General features: G+C 70.3%; 24 protein-coding genes. 16 read left to right on the top strand and 8 right to left on the bottom strand.

From position 1 onward, the window contains the following. Positions 1-18: 18 nt before the first annotated feature. From darT to HW578_RS00425, 7 genes are all read right to left on the bottom strand, one after another. Complete coding sequence (gene darT, locus HW578_RS00455; RefSeq protein WP_198368518.1) at positions 19-669, bottom strand: type II toxin-antitoxin system toxin DNA ADP-ribosyl transferase DarT; 651 nt, start codon at positions 667-669, stop codon at positions 19-21. Then, positions 666-2,501 (bottom strand): type I restriction-modification system subunit M, encoded by a 1,836-nt coding sequence (locus HW578_RS00450; RefSeq protein ID WP_198368517.1) that lies wholly within the window; start codon positions 2,499-2,501, stop codon positions 666-668. Before HW578_RS00450 ends, darT begins: the two co-directional genes overlap by 4 nt. A 90-nt stretch (positions 2,502-2,591) precedes the next feature. Next, on the bottom strand, positions 2,592-3,035 hold the full coding sequence (locus HW578_RS00445; protein WP_198368516.1) for a hypothetical protein: 444 nt from the start codon (positions 3,033-3,035) through the stop codon (positions 2,592-2,594). Continuing rightward, positions 3,032-4,360 (bottom strand): recombinase family protein, encoded by a 1,329-nt coding sequence (locus HW578_RS00440; protein ID WP_198368515.1) that lies wholly within the window; start codon positions 4,358-4,360, stop codon positions 3,032-3,034. The genes HW578_RS00445 and HW578_RS00440 overlap by 4 nt, the downstream gene beginning before the upstream one ends. Then, entirely contained in the window at positions 4,357-4,845 is a 489-nt protein-coding gene (locus HW578_RS00435; protein ID WP_198368514.1) for a DUF2924 domain-containing protein, read from the bottom strand. The genes HW578_RS00440 and HW578_RS00435 overlap by 4 nt, the downstream gene beginning before the upstream one ends. A gap of 288 nt (positions 4,846-5,133) precedes the next feature. Beyond that, positions 5,134-5,784, bottom strand: coding sequence for a L,D-transpeptidase (locus tag HW578_RS00430; protein ID WP_198368513.1), 651 nt, complete (start codon positions 5,782-5,784; stop codon positions 5,134-5,136). 172 nt (positions 5,785-5,956) lie between these two features. Next, positions 5,957-6,835 (bottom strand): XRE family transcriptional regulator, encoded by an 879-nt coding sequence (locus HW578_RS00425; RefSeq protein WP_198368512.1) that lies wholly within the window; start codon positions 6,833-6,835, stop codon positions 5,957-5,959. Between the two features lie 94 nt (positions 6,836-6,929). Here HW578_RS00425 and HW578_RS00420 point away from each other — a divergent pair, with 94 nt between their 5' ends. The 12 genes from HW578_RS00420 (at position 6,930) to HW578_RS00370 (ending at position 14,882) form a co-directional block, all read left to right on the top strand. Next, positions 6,930-7,130 carry a hypothetical protein gene (locus HW578_RS00420; RefSeq protein ID WP_198368511.1) on the top strand — a complete coding sequence of 67 codons (201 nt, stop codon included), beginning with the start codon at positions 6,930-6,932 and terminating at the stop codon, positions 7,128-7,130. Then, positions 7,123-7,488 (top strand): hypothetical protein, encoded by a 366-nt coding sequence (locus HW578_RS00415; protein WP_198368510.1) that lies wholly within the window; start codon positions 7,123-7,125, stop codon positions 7,486-7,488. Before HW578_RS00420 ends, HW578_RS00415 begins: the two co-directional genes overlap by 8 nt. After that, positions 7,488-7,934, top strand: coding sequence for a hypothetical protein (locus HW578_RS00410; protein ID WP_198368509.1), 447 nt, complete (start codon positions 7,488-7,490; stop codon positions 7,932-7,934). The genes HW578_RS00415 and HW578_RS00410 overlap by 1 nt, the downstream gene beginning before the upstream one ends. After that, positions 7,931-8,692 carry a hypothetical protein gene (locus tag HW578_RS00405; RefSeq protein WP_198368508.1) on the top strand — a complete coding sequence of 254 codons (762 nt, stop codon included), beginning with the start codon at positions 7,931-7,933 and terminating at the stop codon, positions 8,690-8,692. Before HW578_RS00410 ends, HW578_RS00405 begins: the two co-directional genes overlap by 4 nt. Beyond that, positions 8,682-8,816 (top strand): hypothetical protein, encoded by a 135-nt coding sequence (locus HW578_RS28150; protein WP_255528906.1) that lies wholly within the window; start codon positions 8,682-8,684, stop codon positions 8,814-8,816. Before HW578_RS00405 ends, HW578_RS28150 begins: the two co-directional genes overlap by 11 nt. Positions 8,817-8,881: 65 nt before the next feature. Continuing rightward, positions 8,882-9,604, top strand: coding sequence for a hypothetical protein (locus HW578_RS00400; protein WP_198368507.1), 723 nt, complete (start codon positions 8,882-8,884; stop codon positions 9,602-9,604). A 4-nt stretch (positions 9,605-9,608) separates the two neighbouring features. After that, positions 9,609-11,834, top strand: coding sequence for an AAA family ATPase (locus tag HW578_RS00395; protein WP_198368506.1), 2,226 nt, complete (start codon positions 9,609-9,611; stop codon positions 11,832-11,834). Beyond that, positions 11,831-12,109 carry a hypothetical protein gene (locus HW578_RS00390; protein ID WP_198368505.1) on the top strand — a complete coding sequence of 93 codons (279 nt, stop codon included), beginning with the start codon at positions 11,831-11,833 and terminating at the stop codon, positions 12,107-12,109. Before HW578_RS00395 ends, HW578_RS00390 begins: the two co-directional genes overlap by 4 nt. A 265-nt stretch (positions 12,110-12,374) precedes the next feature. After that, positions 12,375-12,986: a hypothetical protein gene (locus tag HW578_RS00385; protein WP_198368504.1), complete on the top strand. Its 612-nt coding sequence runs from the start codon at positions 12,375-12,377 to the stop codon at positions 12,984-12,986. After that, positions 12,983-13,210 (top strand): hypothetical protein, encoded by a 228-nt coding sequence (locus HW578_RS00380; protein ID WP_198368503.1) that lies wholly within the window; start codon positions 12,983-12,985, stop codon positions 13,208-13,210. The genes HW578_RS00385 and HW578_RS00380 overlap by 4 nt, the downstream gene beginning before the upstream one ends. Continuing rightward, the gene (locus HW578_RS00375; RefSeq protein ID WP_198368502.1) at positions 13,200-13,754 is read left to right on the top strand and encodes a DUF6456 domain-containing protein; all 555 of its coding nucleotides are present in this window, start codon (positions 13,200-13,202) and stop codon (positions 13,752-13,754) included. The genes HW578_RS00380 and HW578_RS00375 overlap by 11 nt, the downstream gene beginning before the upstream one ends. 69 nt (positions 13,755-13,823) lie before the next feature. Continuing rightward, positions 13,824-14,882, top strand: a complete 1,059-nt coding sequence (locus HW578_RS00370) for a tripartite tricarboxylate transporter substrate binding protein (RefSeq protein WP_198368501.1) — start codon at positions 13,824-13,826, stop codon at positions 14,880-14,882. 5 nt (positions 14,883-14,887) lie between these two features. Here HW578_RS00370 and HW578_RS00365 read toward each other — a convergent pair whose 3' ends face one another. After that, positions 14,888-15,094 carry a hypothetical protein gene (locus HW578_RS00365; RefSeq protein WP_198368500.1) on the bottom strand — a complete coding sequence of 69 codons (207 nt, stop codon included), beginning with the start codon at positions 15,092-15,094 and terminating at the stop codon, positions 14,888-14,890. Between the two features lie 73 nt (positions 15,095-15,167). On the opposite strand from HW578_RS00365, the gene HW578_RS00360 reads away from it, so the two are divergent. The 4 genes from HW578_RS00360 (at position 15,168) to HW578_RS00345 (ending at position 16,628) form a co-directional block, all read left to right on the top strand. Beyond that, complete coding sequence (locus HW578_RS00360; protein WP_198368499.1) at positions 15,168-15,503, top strand: hypothetical protein; 336 nt, start codon at positions 15,168-15,170, stop codon at positions 15,501-15,503. Positions 15,504-15,577: 74 nt separating this feature from the next. Next, positions 15,578-15,889 (top strand): HU family DNA-binding protein, encoded by a 312-nt coding sequence (locus HW578_RS00355; RefSeq protein WP_198368498.1) that lies wholly within the window; start codon positions 15,578-15,580, stop codon positions 15,887-15,889. Between the two features lie 29 nt (positions 15,890-15,918). Beyond that, complete coding sequence (locus HW578_RS00350; RefSeq protein WP_198368497.1) at positions 15,919-16,158, top strand: hypothetical protein; 240 nt, start codon at positions 15,919-15,921, stop codon at positions 16,156-16,158. A gap of 176 nt (positions 16,159-16,334) precedes the next feature. Next, positions 16,335-16,628, top strand: coding sequence for an HNH endonuclease (locus tag HW578_RS00345; protein WP_232478389.1), 294 nt, complete (start codon positions 16,335-16,337; stop codon positions 16,626-16,628). The last annotated feature ends 41 nt before the right edge of the window (positions 16,629-16,669 follow it).

Raw genomic sequence — 16,669 nt, 5'->3', positions numbered from 1 at the left:
CTCGTTCTCCCCGCGGCTCTAATAGTACCAGTCCCTCTTCACATGGACAGGCGGCCTGTGCGCGGCGCCGTCAAGGAGGCGCACCACCTGGTTCCGCGTTGCGACGCTGTTCACCCCGATCTGTTGCACGAGCGACCAGGGGAAGCTCTTGTGCACCAGGAACTCCGCCTGCTTGCCCTCCTTCACGTCCGACGCACTCCATTGGCGCGCCGCCACATGATCCCAGCGGATCTCGTGCAGTTGGCCGAGGTCGGCGCGAAACTCCTGGTACCGGGCCGAAGCATTGCCGAGTGAGAAGGCCCAACGACGGCCACGGGCGTCTGCCCTAGTGACAACAGTCCTAAGGTCGGCCTCAAGCGTGACGATGGGATCCTGCCCGCCGCGATAGGCCAGGTTCTCATGGTTGCCTCGGTGTAGCAGGTAGAGCATAACCGAACGAGCACAAAAGTAGAACGGCACATAGTCCCCGACCATAGTGCCGGGATGGCAGGTAACCGGTAGGGCAAGGCGCTCCTCCTTAAGCTTCTGCATACCGACGGTCGTGCCACCCAGGGCCCGCCGGCGCACTTCCGCGTCGCTGTAGAGCCGCCCCTCGGCCAGCACCGGGGCAAGCTTATCGACATGGAGGATGTGGTAGATCTTGGGGTGGTCGGGGACGGCCGCGGTCACGCCGCGAGGCCCTCCAACATGGCGCGGATGCGGTCGGTCACCTGCTTCAGATCGGCATCGATCTCTGCCAGCGGCCGCGGTGGCTCGAAGACGTAAAAGAAGCGGTTGAAAGGGATCTCGTAGCCGACGCGCGTCTTCTCGTCGTCCACCCAGGCGTCGGGGGCGTGCGGCAGCACCTCGCGCGCCATGTAGTCCGCGATGTCCTGATCGAGAGGCACGTTCTCTGTGTCGCGCAGCGCCGGGTCGGGCTGCATCTTGCCTTTGGCCTTACCCTTCTGGCCGAGCACGACCTTGCCGGCCGCATCGCGCAGCGGCCGTTCTACGGTGATGCTGCGATAGCCGAAAACCTGCGTGCGGAAGATGCGCGAGAGCGGAGCGATCTTCACCTTGCCGCCCTCCGGTGCCGGCGTCGGCGCCTCGCCGGCGCGGACAACGACGCGCGTCATCTTGCCCGCAGGGTCAGTAACGGTGGCGAGATCGGCCTCCGCTGCATCGCCGAACAGGCGGGTGACGGCGGCGATATCGTCCTCGCCCATCTCCTTGCGCTTGGAGCCGAGACTCTTGCGCATCTTCTGCCAGAGCGCCGAGCCGTCGATCAGCTGTACCAGGCCGCGCCGCGCTTCGGGCTTCCTATTGGAGAGGATCCAAACGTACGTCGCGATGCCGGTGTTGAAGAACATGTCGGTGGGCAGGGCGATGATCGCCTCCACCAGGTCGTTCTCCAGTACGTGACGGCGGATCTCGCTCTCGCCCGATCCAGCGCCGCCGGTGAACAGCGGCGAACCGTTGAGGACGATGCCGATGCGGCTGCCGCCATCCTTCGCCGGGCGCATCTTCGAGAGCAGATGCAGCAGGAACAGCAGCGAGCCATCCGAGATGCGCGGCAGGCCAGGGCCGAAGCGGCCGGCATGGCCCATCTGCTCATGCTCGCGTCGGATCTCCTTCTCGACCTTCTTCCACTCCACGCCGAAGGGCGGGTTCGAGAGCATGTAGTCGAACTTCTGGGTCGGGTGCCCGTCCTCCGAGAGCGTATTGCCGGGGACGATGTTGCGGACGTCCTGGCCCTTGATGAGCATGTCCGCCTTGCAGATGGCGTAGCTTTCGTCGTTCAGCTCCTGGCCGAACATGGTCAGGCGGGAGGCAGGATTGTGCGCCAGTAGGTGCTCGCCGGCGACGGAAAGCATGCCGCCGGTGCCGGCAGTGGGGTCGTAGATGGTGCGCACCGCCGGGTTGCCGGGGGTGAGGATGTCGCTGTCTTCGATGAACAGCAGGTTCACCATCAGCTTGATGACATCGCGCGGCGTGAAGTGCTCACCGGCGGTCTCGTTGGAGATCTCGGCGAACTTCCGGATCAGCTCCTCGAAGGCAAGGCCCATGTCATGGTTGCTGACGACCGTGGGGTTGAGGTCGAAGCCGGCGAACCGCTCCGTCACCTGGTAGAGGAGGCCTGCCTTCTGTAGCCGGTCGGTCTGCTCGGCGAAGCGGAACCGCTCGAAGATGTCGCGGACCGGGGTGGAGAAGCCCTGGATGTAGGCCGTGAGATTCGGGCCGATGTGATCCTGATCGCCCATCAGGCGCGCGAGGTCGAGCGATGCGGTGTTCGCGAAGGGCACGCCGGTTATGCGCGCGAGGAAGGGCTCCGGGTTGAGGCCCTGCGCCTCACATTCTGCCTTCTTCGCGAGGACCTGCGCCTTGGTCGGCGCCAGCACGCAATCGAGGCGGCGCAGCACGGTGAAGGGCAGGATGACGCGGCCGTACTCGGACGGCTTGTAGTCGCCTCGCAGCAGATCAGCGACGGACCATATGAGGGCGGAGAGGGAAGCGTGGCTCATGAAGCGGGCTCGATCGGGACGCCGGGCGCGTCGCGGCGGACGCCGGAGCGATTCGTCTAGGTCTGACTGTGCCCGGACATTTCGGCCATGTCATCCGCCATGCGCTGATTGTCGAGGGCGAGGTGGGCGATGGCTGAACCCGGCCAGCGCGGCCCGCTGGGCCTCCCAGGCCGTCGGCAACCCTTGGCGAAAGGAAGCGAGCGTCAGCCCGGCGGGCTCATGACCCTGTAGTACAGCTTCGACGATGTCCGGTGCCAGGAGGCTGAGGGCGACCACGCGTGCGACGAAGGTGCGCTCCGCATTCTCCGCTGCAGCGAGCTCGCGGATCGACGCGTACCGCCCTTCCTCCAGCATCCGCCGCCAGCGGAACGCCCGCGCCAGTGCCTTCACGAGCGCTGGGTCGCCTCTCGTCTCGGCTACCCCCGCCGCGCAGTCCCCGCCAGCCCGCACCGGCGCCCCGTCCGGCCCGATGATCTGCTTCCGCCCGCCGCGGCGCCGGATGCTCATCGGCACCATCACCGTCACGCTGCTCATGCTGCGATCGCCTCCTGCTTCGCCACCATGTCCCGCGCCAGCCCGGCGAGCCCCTCCAGGTTCAGCCGAATCTCGGCGCCCGCTTCGGTGACCGTCACGCGCTCGACCAGCAACCGCACGATCCGCTCCTGCTCGCCGGGAAACAGCTCATCCCAGAGCGGTTCCAGCCGCCCGAGCGCATCGCGGACCTCCGCCTCGGTCAGGTCCGGCGCCTCCTCCCGCGCGGCCCGCCAGGTGCCGACGACGATCTCGGGCTGGCGCAGCAGCGCGCGCACCTGCGCCATCACCAGACCCTCGATCTCTCCGGCCGGCAGGCGGCGGTGCGGCGCGTCGTTCGCCCCGCCCTGCAGCACCGCCTGGCTAACGTAGTAGCGGTAGAGCCGCCCCTTCTTGCGCGTGTGGGTGGGCGACATGGCCCGCCCATCCGGCCCGAACAGCAGGCCGCGCAGCAGCGCCGGGGCGCTGGCGCGGTTCTTCGCCGCGCGGGCGCGCGGGCTCTCGACCATGATCGCGTGCACCCGGTCCCACAGCTCCCGTGGGATGATGGCGGCGTGCTCGCCGGGATAGGATGTCCCCTTATGCACCGCCTCGCCGAGAAAGGTGCGGTTCACCAGCAGCTTGTAGACGGCACCCTTGTCGAAGGGCCGTCCGGTCTTGGTGAGGAGGCCCTCGGCGCGGAGGACGGGCAGCAGCCGAGTGGCGGAACCGATCTCGGCGAAACCCTCGAACACGCGGCGCACCGTCGCGGCGCCCGCCTCGTCCACCACCAGCTTGCGGTTCTCGACCCGATAGCCGAGCGGCACCGGCCCGCCCATCCACATGCCCCGCGCGCGCGAGGCGGCGATCTTGTCGCGGACGCGCTCGCCGATGATCTCCCTTTCATACTGCGCGAAGCTCAGCAGGATGTTCAGCGTGAGCCGGCCCATGCTGGTGGTGGTATTAAAGCTCTGAGTGACAGCAACAAACGTGACCTCGTTGTCGTCGAAGGTCTGCACCAGCTTGGCGAAGTCCATCAGCGAGCGGGACAGGCGATCAATTTTATAACAGACGATGACGTCGATCAGGCCGGCCTCGATGTCGGCCAGCAATCGCTTCAATGCGGGGCGATCGAGGGTGCCGCCCGACACGCCGCCATCATCGTAGCGATCGTGCACCAGCACCCAGCCCTCGGAGCGCTGCGACGTGATGAAGGCCTCGCACGCGGCCCGCTGCGCGTCGAGCGAGTTGAACTCCTTCTCCAGCCCCTCGTCAGTGGACTTCCGCGTGTAGACGGCGCAGCGGAGCTTGCGGATCTTCGCCGGCATGGCGGTGTCGCGGCGGGTCATGCGCCGGGCTTCCGCAAGCCAAAGAACACCCATCCGTTCCAGCGCGTGCCGGTGATGGCGCGGGCGATGGCGGAGAGCGACTGGTAGGGACGGCCCTGGTATTCGTATCCGTCGCGGGTAACGGTGACGACGTGCTCGACGCCCTGGTACTCGCGGATCAGCCGCGTGCCGGCGATCGGGCGCTGCTCGTGGCGGATGCGGCGCAGGGTGATATTCCGGCCGTCAAACTGCTCGCCCAACGCCTCCAGCCGCGCCAGCGTCTCAGGCTTCAGGCCGCCATAGGCGAGCTCCTGGATGCGGTATGCGAGGCGGCTCTCCAGGAAGCGCCGGTTGTAAGGCGGCGGCTCGGTCCCGAAGAGGCTGCGCCATTCGGCCTTCAGCTCGCCGATCGGCATGCCCGGCAACGCGGCGAGGCGCGCCGGCACGTCCGGCTTCGGGATGCCGGTGATCGTGGTCGTGGTGGTGTTCGGCTTCGCGCGGGTCATGCGTCTCCCTTTCTCCTGGGGTTCGCACGAAGGCGCTGGCCGGGGACGGAGTGTAGGCGAACCACGCTCTCACCGTCGGCCGCAGGCGCGGCTTCCTCGGCAGCGCGGCTGCGCAGCCGCAGCAGCCCGCGGGCGAGGAGGTCGCAGACCTCGCGGAGGTGGGGCGGGAGATGGGCGTTGATGGGACGGTCGTCACGCTGCATGGCGTGACAATACGAATCGGAGATCGTCGCGGGGAGTGCTGATTTGTAGCGCTACGCGGCTCGCCAGCTGGCAGGCCCGTCCGGTTCAGGCGACCGAGACATCTGGCGGCAGGATCACCACCCGCGCCCCGATCGGCACGCGCTGGTACAGGTCGATGATGTCCTGGTTGATCAGCCGCACGCAGCCCGCCGAGGCCATGGTGCCGATGGTCCAGGGCTCCACCGTGCCGTGCAGGCGGTAATAGGTGTCGACGCCGTCCTGGTAGAGGTAGAGCGCCCGCGCGCCGAGCGGATTGCGGCCGCCGCCCGGCACGCCGTCGCGGAACGGGCCATAGCGCTGCGGATCGCGCCGGACCATGTCGGGCGTCGGGCGCCAGTTCGGCCAGGCTGCCTTGCGCTCGACAAAGGCTTCGCCGGTGAGGTTGAAGGCCTCGTCGCGGCCAACGGCAATGCCGTAGCGCATGGCGCGGCGGCCCTCGAGGGCCAGGTAGGCGTAGCGGGCGGCCGTATCGACGACGATGGTCCCCGGCTCGTCGTCGCGCGGATAGGTGACCTCGCGACGGAGGAACCGCGGATCGATGCGCCGGAGGTTGACCGCGGGGATCCAAAAGCGATCGGTGGTGATCGCCGCGTAGATCCGGCGGTAGTCCGGCTCGGTCGCCGGCACGGCAGCGGGTGGCGGTGCGGGGGAGACCGGCGGGGCGGCCTCCGCCTGCGGCGCTGACGGGCGCGGCAACGGCTGCGGTGCTTCGGACGACGCGCACGCCGCGAGCAGGCCAGGCAGGCTGGCGACAAGGCTCCGTCGGCTAACCCTCATCGATCGTCCGGCATCCCCTGGGCGGCAGCGCGACTACTTGTGCCAAGTCAACGATAGCGACGGCGTCGTTGTCCACGGGCTCGGCAGCCACCTACGCGCCGACCTGCCGTCCGAGCCAGATCACCCGCCCGATGACATGGACGTCCTCAGCGCTCAGGCCGCGCTGCGGCTGATAGGCGGGGTTGTCCGACAGCACGCTGAGCCGCGGCGGCCGCCCCAATTCCACCTGCACCCGCTTCACCTGTAGGCCGTTGCCGGTGCGGATGACGTAGATCCCGTCCTTGTCCCCCGGCTGGTTCTGCCGGAAGTCGACCAGAACCGTGTCGCCGGTGCGCAGCGTCGGCTCCATCGAATCCCCGTCGACGCTGATCACCGCCAGCTGGTCGAGCGGCGCGGTGGTGACCGTGCGGACCCACTCCTCCCGGAAGGCGATGCGATAGACGACCGCCTCGCGATCGATCTCGTGGCCAGGGCCAGCAGAGGCGCGGGCGTCGTAGACCGGCAGCAGCGCCCAGTTGTCGCCGCCCATGCTGATCACTTCGGCCGCGGCCGGGCCGGTGTAGGAGGTGGGCGGTCGCGGCGGCGTCGCCTTGCGTCGCACCCGCTGGCCAAGCACCGCGGCGGCTTCCTCCGGGGTGTTGATGGCGATGCCCGCGTCGCCCGCTTCCTTGCCGAACAGCAGCATCTGCCAAGTGATGCCGAGGGGCACGGCGAGCTCGCGCGCCGCACGCGCCGTGAGCGGCCGACGCCCGCTTTCGTAGGCGCGATAGGTCGCCTCCGGCACGCCGGCGAGGCGGGCCAATTCGGCCCCTGAATCAATGCCCTTGGCTTCGCGAAAGCGGCGGAGGCGGTCTGCGGTGGATTCCATGGCGCTGCAATATGTAGCGCTCTCTTCGCGATTGTGTAGCAGGTTTCTGCATATACAAACAGTCTTGTTTGCGTACCGCGACGGAGCGTATCTGTCCGGCATGCCCGCTAGGTCATCCCCCCGCCCGCGACCGGCCGCGCCAACGCGGCGGGCGCCGCCGCTCTCCCCGCCTTCGCCGCCGCGCAGCTTCGCCGAGGTGATCGCCCTCTGGCCGAACGCCAGCGACCTCGCCGCCCTGCTCGATGTCGAGGCGGTCACGGTGCGCGCCTGGCGGCGGCGGGGGATCCCGGCGCGCTACTGGGCCGCGGTCGCCGAGGCGGCGCGTTTCAGCGGCCGACCCGTCGATGAACGCCTGCTCGCCGAACTCGGCTCCCTCCGGAGGTATCGCCATGCATGATCGCCTCGCGCATCCCGCAGCGTCTGCTGCGGCGCCCCTGCCTGACACCGTGCTCCCGCTCGGCGCGGCGCCCTTCATCGCCTGGGCGATCAATGCGCTGCCGGGCGATCGCGCCATCTATTGGCAGGGGCACATCGCTCGCGACGCCTGGCCCGTGATGGGCCGGCTGCGGCCGCGCGACTGCCGGGCGCTGACCGAGACAGCGCGCCTTGCCCTGCGCCTGGCCGAGGACGGCTACCTCCGCCTCGTGCAGCACCGTCTCGGGACGCACGACTACGCCTATGTCGCCATCGCGCGGCGCGTATCGCCGGCACGGCGCGCACGGCGGCTGACGCTCCCCCTCGCGGAGGCCGCGTGATGGGCAAGCCGTCCCGCGATAAAGGCCTGCGCCGCGAGCGCGCCATCGTCGAACTGCACGTGAAGTGCGGCATCCCTGCCGAGCGCGTCCCGCTCTCCGGCGCGTCGCACTACCGCGGCAACGGCGCCGACATCGACATCTACGCCCGCGGCGCGGCCGAGCCGCCGCTGACCGCCGAGGTCAAGGCGCGCGCCAATGGCAGCGGCTTCAAGACGCTGCTGCGCTGGCTCGGCTCCCATGACGCGCTGTTCCTGTGGCAGGACCGCCAGGCGCCGATCGTCGTCATCCCCATGCACGTCTGGCTCGAGCTCCTGAGCCTTGCCGCCGGAGCTGCGGGCGGCACGGGCAGCATCCAGCACGATCCCGACGTCAACACGGAACGGCTGCGTTCCCGCGCCGCCGCCGAACAGGGGCGCCCGCACGACGCCATCGCGGAGGCCGCATGAACGGCTTCGCACAACACGGCCTCGATCATCTGTCGGCCACCAGCCTGAACCTCTACGCCGCCGAACCGGCGCTGTGGGTGGTGGAAAAGCTGCTGCATCGGCGGGCGCCGGTGGGTTGCGCCGCGTATCGCGGCATCGCGGCGGAGCATGGCGTCAGCCTCGGCCTGTTCGACCCCGCGCTCTCTATGGAGGACTGCCAGACGGCATCACTCGCCGAGTTCGACCGCCTCGCCGCGCTCTCCGCCGATTCGAACCGCGGCAAGGAGCGCGAGGCCATTCCCGGCATCGTCGCCACGGCGCTGGTGGAGCTGCGCCAATACGGTCCGCCCACCCCGCCGCCGGAGGGGCAGCGCCAGCATCGCGTCGAGGTCACGCTGCCGGACGTGCCGGTGCCGCTGATCGGCTACCAGGACTTCGTCTGGGACGCGCACGGCATCGTCCTCGACCTCAAGACGCAGCTGCGCCTGGCCTCCGAGATCAGCCCCGCCCACGCGCGGCAGGGCGCGGTCTATGTCGCCGGCAGCAACCGCGAGATGCGCTTCTGCTACGCGACGCCCAAGAAGGTCGCGGTCTACGCCCTGCGGGACCCGGCCGCGCCTCTCGCCCTGCTGCGCGAGGTCGCGCTCCGCCTCGAACGCTTCCTGCGCCTGTCGCGCGATCCGCAGGAACTCGCCGGGCTGCTCTGCCCCGACTTCGAGAGTTTCTGGTGGTCCGCCCCCGAGGCCCGCGCGCTGGGGAGGGAGGTCTATGGCTACTGACCTCCGCTCCACGCCGCGGCGGCGCTGGCGACCGTCCCTGATCCCGCTCGAGTTGCTGGCGGCGACGCTGCACTGGGCCGCGCTGTGGGCGCTCGCCCTGCTCGTCCTGTCGCTGATCGCCTGACGCGTCCGGCGCTGCGCGCCCGCCGCACCTGGCGCGCGTCACCCCCCCACCGAGAGGAGAGGCCCATGGCCCTCGGCCTGAACACCAGCACCAGCGGTGCCGACTTCGTCCCCCACATCCGCTACGACGCGCGCGCCGGGCGCATGTTCCGCGCCGACCGCGCCCAGGCCGCCGATGGCCGGTGGGAAACCACCCTGGTCGACATCACCAGCCCGCCGCCGCAGTTCCTGATGGACCTCGCCCAGATCGAGATCGGCTGGCTGTCCTACACCGGCGGCACCCCGGATCTGCGGTTGGTGCCCTTTGGTGCGGCGCTGCCGTCGCAGCCGAGCAAGGACCACCGCCAGGGCTTCCGGGTGCGGGTGTTCGCTCCGAAGCTGCTCGGCGGCCTGCGCGAGTTCGCCTCCTCGGCCAAGGTGGTGATCGCGGCGATGGACGCGCTGCACAGCACCTATGAGGCGGCGCCGGAGCGCGGCCAGGGGCTGGTGCCGGTGGTGACCTTCGCCGGCACCACGCCCGTGATGAGCAAGGGGCCGCAGGGCAGCAGCACCAACTACGCGCCGGTGTTCCGCATTGAGAAATGGGTGGCGCGGCCGGCCGATCTGCCGATCGGCGCGCTGCCCGGGGCGCAGGACACGAGCCCCGCCCCCACCACCATGTCCGCGCCGGCCATGCCGCCTGCCCCGGCGCCTACCGCGCCGCCCCGGCACGTGCCGCCTCCGGTCTCGGTTGCGCCGCCGCCCCCGACGGCGGCTCCGGCGCTGGCCACGCACGACACCGAGTTCTGAGCTGATGGACGGGACGGCGAGCCAGGTGCATCGCGATGGCGACGGGCTGATCTGCCCGCTGCCGGACGCGCTGCGCGCGCTCGCCGCCCGGCCGCACTGGGTGATCTGGCGCTGGACCGAACCGACCGACGGCCGCAAGCCGGACAAGCCGCTCTTTCGTGCCGGCGATCCCTGGCGCCACGCCTCAACCCAGGAGCCCGCCTCCTGGGACAGTTTCGCCGCTGCCATGGGCGCGGTCGCCGCCGGCGAGGCGGACGGCGCTGGCTACGTGCTGCGCGACGACGCGGCGCACATCTTTCTCGATCTCGATGCCTGCCGCGAGCCCGTCACCGGCGCACTGACCGATTGGGCGCAGCGCCTGGTGGAGGAGGCCGACAGCTACACCGAGGTCACGCCCTCCGGGCGGGGCCTGCGCATCATCGGGCTGAACGAAAGCCTCAGCGCCCCGATCCATCGGCGCATCGCCATGCCCGAGGGCGGCAGCGTCGAGATCTTTCACCGTTGCCCGCGCTACGTCACGGTCTCGGGCCGGCTGCTGCGGGAAGCGCCCGACGCGCTGCGGCCGATCTGCGATGTCGCCGCGGACCTGCTCCTGCTCGCCAAGCCGACCGCGCCGGTTCTCGCGGATGGTCCGCCCGCACCGCGCTCGCATCCGGACGCCGCCGCCTCGGCCGAGGACATCGCCGCCGCGCTCGCGCAGATCCCCAACGCCGACCTGCCCTGGGATGAATGGTCGCGCATCGGCATGGCGGTCTGGCGCGCCTCGGGCGGCAGCGCCGCCGGCCTCGCCGCCTGGGCGGCGTGGTCCGCGAAGTCCTCGAAGCACCAGGACGCCGCCTGTGCCGAACGTTGGCAGCACTGGTTCCGCAGCCCACCGGACCGCATCGGCTTTGCCTCGCTGTATCGCCTCGCCAGGCTGGCCAACCCGCTCTGGGTCAAGCCGTCCCTGCTCGCGGGGCACATGCCCGCCTCGGCGCCGCAGGCGGGCGGACAGGGCGCCCATGCGGATTGGGAGGGCGACGTCCCGGCGCGAGGGGTCTCCCCGCCCAGCGGCGCGCAGGGCGCGACCACGGCGGGCCTCGTCGCCACGCCCTTCGACCCCGCCGAACTCGCCAGCCTGGCGCCGCGCGAATGGGTCTACGGCCACTTCCTGATCCGCCGGTTTGTCTCCGTCCTCGGCGCCCCGGGCGGCACCGGCAAGACCGCCTACGCCATCGGCGTCGCCCTCTCCGTCGCGCTTGGTCGCCCGTTGGTTGAGGAGCCCGTGCACAGCCCGGGCCGGGCCTGGATCTACAACCTGGAAGACCCGCGCGACGAACTGCTCCGTCGCGTGCAGGCGGCCCTGATCGCGCACCGGATCCCAGCGAGCGATCTGGCCGGGCGCCTGTTCCTCAACAGCGGCCGCGAGCAGCCGCTGATCCTCGCGACCCGTCTGCCGGACGGCAGCACCGTCGCCACGCCGCTGGTGGAGGCGCTGATCGCCGAGCTCACCCGCCGCCAGGTGCGGCTGCTGGTCGTCGATCCCTTCGTGAAGTCGCATCGCCTCGAGGAGAACCGCAACGACCAGGTCGACTTCGCCGCCACGCTGTGGTCGCGCGTGGCCGACGCCGCCGGCTGCGCCGTGCTGCTGGTGCATCACTTCCGCAAGGGCGGCATCGCCGGCGACGCTGACGCCTTCCGCGGTGCCTCGGCGCTGGTCGATGCGGCGCGCGCGGCGGTCGCGCTGCGCGCCATGGACGAGAAGGAGGCCGAGCGCTTCGGCATCGACGAGGACGAGCGCTGGTTCTTCGTCCGCGCCGACAACGCGAAGCTGAACCTCGCGCCGCGCCCGCTCGACGCCACCTGGCTGCAACTGCGCTCGATCACGCTGCCGAACGGCGATCACGTCCAGGCTGTCGCGCGGTGGCGCCCTGCCTCGGTGTTCAAGGAACTCACGCTCGGCGCCTCGGCCGACCTGATCGAGCAGCTCGGCTCCCCCCGCGACGATGGTGAGCGCTGGTCCGCGCGCCCGCAGGACAGCGATCGCTGGGCGGGCACCCTCATCACCAGCGTCGTCGGCTGCACCGAGGAGCAGGCCCGCACGATCCTGGCTGGGTACCTGAAAAGCCAGACCCTCCGGATCGTCGACTACCAGAGCCCGAAGCAGCGCAAGGCGCGCAAGGGGCTCGAACACGACCCGCAGGCCGTCGCCGGCATGCGGCTTCACGCACAGGAGAACGAACATCCATGAAGACCGCGCTCAGCCTGCCTGGGCAGCCGGAGATCGGCTGCGTCGCCTTCGTACAGCATCAACGCTTCGAGTGCGTTGGGATCCGGCCGTATGTCACGCGCGCCGGTCGAGACGTGCAGCTCTCACTCTGGGTCGGCCGCTGCGCGGATTGCGGAGCCCCGTTCGACCTGGTGACGCCGCGGCGCACTGGCGCCGTGCGCGTCGATCGGCGCCGCTGTGCGGAGCATCGGGATCCCAAGCGCCGGGTCAAAGTGCTGGCGGGAGCAGAGGCATGAGGCCGACCCCGGATAGATGCGCCACTGCCCGCCGTCAGTGGCGCAGCACTGGCGCAGTGGCGCGGCGACCGGTTGCCGGGGAGGGCTGCGCCTCTGCGCCACTGACCTGGCCCATGCCCTCATGCCCCGTAGGGGGCATGGGGCAGTGGCGCAGTGGCGCAGCCCGGACCGGTGGGGCAGCGGCGCAGGATGACCAGCAGGTTCGAGAGCGTGGGCGGCCATCCAGTGGCGCAGCAGCGGCGCACACCATCACGGAGACGAGGGCATGATGTCAGGGGCTATCGATCGCTCGGCCACCGCTATGGCCGTCCAGGGCCTGGTGCAGTCGGTCGATGCGGTGACCGACGCCATGGAGCGGAAGTGGGGTGTGGGCCGGCTGCGCCTGCTGGTCGAGGCCGGGCTGCGCGAGCGGTTCGATCGGCAATGGGCGAAGTGGCAGGCAGCCTATGGCGCGCAGGACCTCGACGCGGTGCGCGCCCATTCCGAGGCGATGCGGCGCGCCTGGGCCGCTATGGACACCGCCGCGCTGGCCGCCGGCCACCAGCCCCTGGCGCCCGAGGTCTGGGAGACGCGAATGCCGGACGGCGTCGTGCTGGCCATCGTCCGCACCCTGCCCGAGGCGCACGCCCTGGCGCGCGATGGCCGCGACCGCGAGGTGTGGACGCTCGACGAGGTGGGCCGGGTGATCTGCGCCTGGGAGGGGCGGCACTGGGTGGATGCCATTCACCAGCACTTCCCCGGCTCGCGCATCGAGGCGCTGCGCCTGACGCCGCGCGGCGCCGAGTTCGACTGGTCGCGCGGGGACGCGATCCCGTTCGGCCACGAGACGGGCGACACGCATGCCTATACCCCGATCCGGCGGAGGGCCGGCGCATGAGGCTGCCTGGCGCTCCCCGCGCGCCGCGCTCGTCGCTCGATCTTGCGCGCAGCCCGACCACCGACACGGAGGTGAACGCGATGCGGGCTGCGGCCTGGCATAGGCTCGGCGTCGCGGCGATTGCGGTCGACGAGATCGCCGATCCCTGGCTGCGGCAGGCGATCATCAACGAGGCCAATCGCCGCTGGGGGCGGCGCGGCGGAGGCAGCAGCCATGGCCGCTAAGCGGAGAACCAAGCGTCCGGCGGCGCCGCGCGAGGACCTGTCGAAGCCGTCGAAGTGGCGGCTGCAGCACGGTCCGGTCGGCGAGCCCGTGCGCGAAGCCGATCCCGAGACAGGGCTGCCGGTCGTGCATCGCCGCACGGTCGACACGCTGGGGCAGATGCTCGCCAACGACACAATCACGCAGGAGATGCACGACGCAGGCGCAGTGTTCCGCCGGCAGTTCCGCGTTGCGGCGCTCGATCAGCTGCGCGCCATGCCGCTGCTCCGTCTGCCGGGTGGCTCGGGGGACCGGCTCACCGAGCGGCGGGCCAAGGCGCGCGCGGAGGTGGCCGATGCGGTCACCGCCCTTGGTGGCTTCGACAGCGCCGCGGGCTCGATCGTCTGGCACGTGGTCGGCCTCGAGCACTCCGTGCGTGAATGGGCGCAGCGCCAGGGATGGGGCGGGCGCAGCGTCGGGCACGCGCAGGCGCAGGGCATGCTGGTGGCCGCGCTCGGCGTGCTGGCGGTGGTGTACGGCCTGGCACCCCGGCAACGGGTCGCCTGATCGGTCACTTCGTGCCGAGGACATAGGCGACGGCCACGCTGATCAGCGTGACCAGCGTCGCGCGTCATCATGCTGTCGCCACGCGACACGACCCTTGCCGCGCTCCGGTGGCAACGACAGGATCGGCGTGAAAACACCAAGGGGGCGCACATGACCGATCAGGGAGCTTTGTTCCGTCGTTCTCTCCTGGCCGCTGCCGCGGCGCTGCCGAGTGCAGCCTTCGCGCAAACTGGCGGATCGGTGCGCCCGGTCCGCATCGTGGTGCCATTCCCCGGCGGCGGCACCATGGACCTGGTCGCACGGCTCTTTGCTCCGATCCTCTCGGCGCAACTCGGGGCCCCGATCGTGGTGGATAACCGCCCTGGCGGTGGCACGGTCATCGCAACGCAGGAAGCGGCCCGCTCCGCCCCGGACGGCACGACGCTGCTGATGGCGGCTAACTCCTTCACCATCAATCCTTTCGTGCAGCGCAGCCTGCCATTCGATGCCGAGCGCGACTTCGCACCGCTCGCTCATGTCGCTGTGCTGCCGCACATCCTGGTGGTCCATCCCTCGCTCGGCGTGCGCGACCTGCAGGGGCTCATCGCGCTGTCGCGCAGCAGGCCGGGCGGCATCAGCTATGCGTCGTACGGCACCGGCACCTCCAATCACCTGAACACCGAGATCCTGAAGGCGCGCACGGGGGCGGAGTTCACCCATGTGCCCTATCGCGGCTCGGGTCAGTGGCTGCCCGACCTCCTGGAAGGCCGGGTGCAAATGGTGCTCGCCATCCTGCCCGAGGTGCTGCCGCCCGCGCGCGAAGGGAAGCTCGTGCCGATTGCCGTCGCCCATGAGACACGGCTCACGGCGGCGCCGGACGTACCGACCTTCGCCGAGCTTGGCGTCGCCGGGTTCACCTCGAATTCCTGGTTCGGCTTCCTGACAAATGCCGCCGTGCCTGAGGCCCAGCGTGCCCGTCTCTCGGAGGCCCTGCGTGCCCCGCTCGCCGTCCCAGAGGTTCGCAGCCGCTTCGCGGAGCTGTGGATCGAGCCGACCGGGATGGATGCGGCGGCCTTCGGCGCATTCCTCCGGGCCGAACGCGCCCAGTACGCCGAGGCCGTGCGCCTGGCCGGCCTGCAACCGCAGTAAGCCCGTCACTCCGACCTGAGGACATAGGCGACGGCCTCGCCGATCAGGGTGAACGGCAGGGCGGGGTGACGCGCCAGGATGGCGTCGTGCACCGCCTTGCTCGGATCCGACCGGGTGAATGCGTCCGGCGGCCGCCGTGCTGCTCGGGCCGCCGCCAGGGTCGCCGCGTCCAGCCAAGGCGGCGGAGGGCGGGGCGGCGTGCTGTCGGGCATGCCGGACGATACCGGCCCCTATGAGAACAATACAAGAACATGATAGGAAGGCCGGCCAGGAAGGAGGACGGTCATGGCAGCACGGCAGCGGGCGGCGATGCGCCCCCTCGATGCGGCGCTGGTGCGCCTGCAGGCTATGGCAGCGCGCGGGGTGCAGCCCACCCGAATGGCGCGCGAGGTCGAGATCATCGTCGGCGAATGGCTCGGCGAGGCCGGCGCGGATCCTGATGACGTGAAGACGCGACTCGATGAACTGCATGAGCAGCTGGCGTCCGGCGTCGTCGATGCGGAGGAGCAGGTGTCCTACGTCGATCCCGACGAAGCAGCCGCCGTGAAGCAGGCCGACATTACCCTGGCGGCGCTGGTCGCGACGCGGGATGCGGTGCAGCGGGCGCGCGAGGCGCTGTAGCGGCCCGGCTTGGGTGGCTGACACGCTGCCCAGGCTTCGCTATGGCGGGAAGGCATTCAGGGAGATGCCAGTCTATGTCGAAGAAGTTCCTGACCGATGTGATTGCGAAATCGTCCGATCTGTCGGGCGTCGCCTCCGCGAAGCTAGCGGGTGACATCATCGAGGCGATCCGCGCGGAGATCGTCAGCAGCGGGCGGTTCACGATCCCCGACTTCGGCGCTTTCGTGGTGCGTGAGACCCCGAAGCGTACGGCGCTGAACCCGCGCACGGGCGAGAAGGTCCCCGTGAAGGCGGGCGCGACGGTGAAGTTCAAGGCGAGCCCCGCACTGAAGGCTGCCGCGCTGGACGGTCTGAAGAAGGCCAAGCGCAAGGCTGCGAAGGGCTGATATCCGGCACGAGGGAGGTCGCGGTCAGCATGGAAACTGTCCTGACGCCGGTGCTCTGCCGCGAGGCACGCGCGCTGCTGGATCTGGACATGGCTGAGGTGGCGTTCGTGGCGCGCATCCCGGTGATGGACCTGGAGATGTTCGAGGCGGGCCACATCATGCTGCCGGGGATCACCCTGGCCGCGCTGCAACGGTTCTTCGAGCGGAGCGGCGTGGTCTTCGCGCCGGGAACGAGCCGACGTGGCGTGCTGCTCCAAGCCAGCGCGTAGCGTGCGGCAGGGGTGCCGCGCTCTGTTACAATTCACCCGCTAGCGGCGCGGAATCCGCATCTCGTAGACTCTTCCCACGATGACGAAGTGCGGGCGGCGGTCCGCACGGCAAGCGCCCGGCGCCGATGGCCCGGGCGTTTCGCGTTGGTGGGGCAAGCGCGATGGGAAGGTTGCGCATGCTGTCGTCCCGCGTTGCCCGCCACGACACCCGCACCGCGCTGCCACCACCGAAGCGGCCTGACCCGCACTACGCATCCGCTGCGCATCGCGACTGGCGTGCTGCCGTGCTCGCCCGCGCCTGCCACGCCTGCCAGCGCTGCGGTCGCAGCGGCGTGCGACTCTACGCCGACCACATCGTCGAGCTGCGCGACGGTGGTGCCGCGCTCGACGTGACAAACGGCCAAGCGCTCTGCGGCGCCTGCCACACGACGAAAACCGTCGCGGCCCGCGCTGCGCGCATGGCGCGCTGACCCCGAGCCCTCCCTGCCGATGGGGAGGGGGGATCGGATCT

This window comes from Roseomonas rosulenta (assembly GCF_016106005.1).
GTDB lineage: Bacteria > Pseudomonadota > Alphaproteobacteria > Acetobacterales > Acetobacteraceae > Neoroseomonas > Neoroseomonas rosulenta.
This window is presented reverse-complemented; position numbering and strand designations above follow the sequence as displayed.

Bases quoted from the DNA above. Each gene is read 5' to 3' on its own strand.
- HW578_RS00440 (WP_198368515.1), bottom strand. From the start codon at position 4,360: ATGACCCGCCGCGACACCGCCATGCCGGCGAAGATCCGCAAGCTCCGC.
- HW578_RS00370 (WP_198368501.1), top strand. From the start codon at position 13,824: ATGCTGTCGCCACGCGACACGACCCTTGCCGCGCTCCGGTGGCAACGA.
- HW578_RS00375 (WP_198368502.1), top strand. From the start codon at position 13,200: ATGGCCGCTAAGCGGAGAACCAAGCGTCCGGCGGCGCCGCGCGAGGAC.
- HW578_RS00410 (WP_198368509.1), top strand. From the start codon at position 7,488: ATGGGCAAGCCGTCCCGCGATAAAGGCCTGCGCCGCGAGCGCGCCATC.
- HW578_RS00365 (WP_198368500.1), bottom strand. From the start codon at position 15,094: ATGCCCGACAGCACGCCGCCCCGCCCTCCGCCGCCTTGGCTGGACGCG.
- HW578_RS00415 (WP_198368510.1), top strand. From the start codon at position 7,123: ATGCATGATCGCCTCGCGCATCCCGCAGCGTCTGCTGCGGCGCCCCTG.
- HW578_RS00400 (WP_198368507.1), top strand. From the start codon at position 8,882: ATGGCCCTCGGCCTGAACACCAGCACCAGCGGTGCCGACTTCGTCCCC.
- HW578_RS00450 (WP_198368517.1), bottom strand. From the start codon at position 2,501: ATGAGCCACGCTTCCCTCTCCGCCCTCATATGGTCCGTCGCTGATCTG.
- HW578_RS00360 (WP_198368499.1), top strand. From the start codon at position 15,168: ATGGCAGCACGGCAGCGGGCGGCGATGCGCCCCCTCGATGCGGCGCTG.
- HW578_RS00350 (WP_198368497.1), top strand. From the start codon at position 15,919: ATGGAAACTGTCCTGACGCCGGTGCTCTGCCGCGAGGCACGCGCGCTG.
- HW578_RS00345 (WP_232478389.1), top strand. From the start codon at position 16,335: ATGCTGTCGTCCCGCGTTGCCCGCCACGACACCCGCACCGCGCTGCCA.
- HW578_RS00355 (WP_198368498.1), top strand. From the start codon at position 15,578: ATGTCGAAGAAGTTCCTGACCGATGTGATTGCGAAATCGTCCGATCTG.
- HW578_RS00425 (WP_198368512.1), bottom strand. From the start codon at position 6,835: ATGCCGGACAGATACGCTCCGTCGCGGTACGCAAACAAGACTGTTTGT.
- HW578_RS00435 (WP_198368514.1), bottom strand. From the start codon at position 4,845: ATGACCCGCGCGAAGCCGAACACCACCACGACCACGATCACCGGCATC.
- HW578_RS00405 (WP_198368508.1), top strand. From the start codon at position 7,931: ATGAACGGCTTCGCACAACACGGCCTCGATCATCTGTCGGCCACCAGC.
- HW578_RS00380 (WP_198368503.1), top strand. From the start codon at position 12,983: ATGAGGCTGCCTGGCGCTCCCCGCGCGCCGCGCTCGTCGCTCGATCTT.
- HW578_RS00390 (WP_198368505.1), top strand. From the start codon at position 11,831: ATGAAGACCGCGCTCAGCCTGCCTGGGCAGCCGGAGATCGGCTGCGTC.
- HW578_RS00395 (WP_198368506.1), top strand. From the start codon at position 9,609: ATGGACGGGACGGCGAGCCAGGTGCATCGCGATGGCGACGGGCTGATC.
- HW578_RS00445 (WP_198368516.1), bottom strand. From the start codon at position 3,035: ATGAGCAGCGTGACGGTGATGGTGCCGATGAGCATCCGGCGCCGCGGC.
- HW578_RS28150 (WP_255528906.1), top strand. From the start codon at position 8,682: ATGGCTACTGACCTCCGCTCCACGCCGCGGCGGCGCTGGCGACCGTCC.
- HW578_RS00385 (WP_198368504.1), top strand. From the start codon at position 12,375: ATGATGTCAGGGGCTATCGATCGCTCGGCCACCGCTATGGCCGTCCAG.